Below are 1,515 nucleotides of genomic sequence, written 5' to 3' on the forward strand. Positions count from 1 at the left end.
TGATCAGAAGGTTATGCTGGAGTGGAGTCCGAAGATGGCCTCGTTCCCGACCCGTCTGGGTGCATTTCCCCATGAGAGGGGGATACCGCCGGAAGGGTTCCAGACATACTGGAAGTCCGGCTGCATGACCCACCAGGGCATGACCTGCGCCTGATAGGTGACTTCCAGATGGTTTTCGTTCCCCTGCGGGTGTTTGCCGTAATCCCGGTCAAACTGGCGCTGCCCGTAGGATGTACGGCCAATACCCCAGCCCACGCCGAGCGTGTCATTATCACGCCCCTTGAAGGGGGCTTTGAGGTTGATCCCCGCATCCATTGCAAAGCTGATCAGGTTGCGGTCCCCACCATTACCCGTAGCGCGGACAAACACCCCCACGGACTGGGGAGACTGGAGCGAGGGCCGCCAGAGCATCTGGTCCACAATGCCGTAAACCATCCAGTTGCCCCGATCCCAGCGTGATGTCAGATCACTCTGGGACACAGCACCCCCTCTGGCCGCGCTGGCCGCGGCAGCCCCCAGTGAGCCTCCGTTCTTGTTATAGCGGTAATCCGCAAATTTGGCGGTGTCGTAAAAACCACCCAGCTTGTAAATGCCGGGCAGGCCGGGGTTTTTGGTAACCTTGGACATGTCATCGGGCTGGGGGTTGAGGGCGTATTGCAGCTCGGTTATGAGCAGAGCCCCCGTGCCCATGTTGAACTGGGCGCCCGAGGCGTTGTTGTTGGCGTTCTGGCTGGTCGGGTCGTTGGTCTGCCCCGCATCCGAGCCGGTGGCCTGCTGGATGGCGGTGGAGTTGTAGCGGTTGCCCGGCGGGTTATCATCCGCTGCGGCGAACATGACGGTAAACTGGTCCGTAGGCCGGTAGCGGATGCGGATGGCAGGAGAGGCCAGCGGCCAGGACGGTCCCCCCCCATACAGGTTGACCGATGGGGCCATGGGCCAGCCGAAGTTGGAGTTAAGATACAGGCTGCCGTAATTACTGATCAGGAATTCGGTATCCATATCCTGCTGCCCGATCTTGACGTCGAGCTTGCCGCCAAGGAAGGACTGCTGGTACCACAGTTCGAACAGGCGGGTGGAGCGGTCTGCCTCGAACCCGGATGCGGGGTTGAACACGCCCAGATGATCCTGCGAGATCGAGCGCCCCCGGAGCTGGAGTGCGCTGATGTTGAAAATACCGCCCCTGAGGCCGACCAGCTTTTCGAGGTCCACGGTCAGGGTTGGCATGGTCATGCCATTATAGGCGGGGCTGGTGCCCGAGCCATCCGGCCCATCTGCGGCGGATGCTGTGCCGCCTGAGGTATTGCCCCACAGTTCGTCCACTTCCTGAATATCTAGGGTCAGACCGTGGCGGGCCATCCAGTCACGCGCGCCCCATATGTTGCCCAGCAGATGGTCACTCAGGTCCGGGTGGTCTGCATCGGGGGATCTGGCGGCGGCAGCGGCTTCTGCTGCGCGCATGCTGTCGCGCACCGTGGCAGGGTCAACCTCGGACACCAGAGGGCCGGAATTGCCCAT

1 protein-coding gene is annotated in these 1,515 nt (G+C 61.8%); it reads right to left on the bottom strand.

Annotated features, from left to right (window positions below):
* Positions 1-3: 3 nt before the first annotated feature.
* On the bottom strand, positions 4-1,515 hold a 1,512-nt coding region (locus tag PY793_RS14080; RefSeq protein WP_275178613.1), incomplete at its 5' end, for a carbohydrate porin.

Source organism: Acetobacter fabarum (genome assembly GCF_029069195.1).
In the GTDB taxonomy this organism is placed as follows: Bacteria; Pseudomonadota; Alphaproteobacteria; order Acetobacterales; family Acetobacteraceae; genus Acetobacter; species Acetobacter fabarum_A.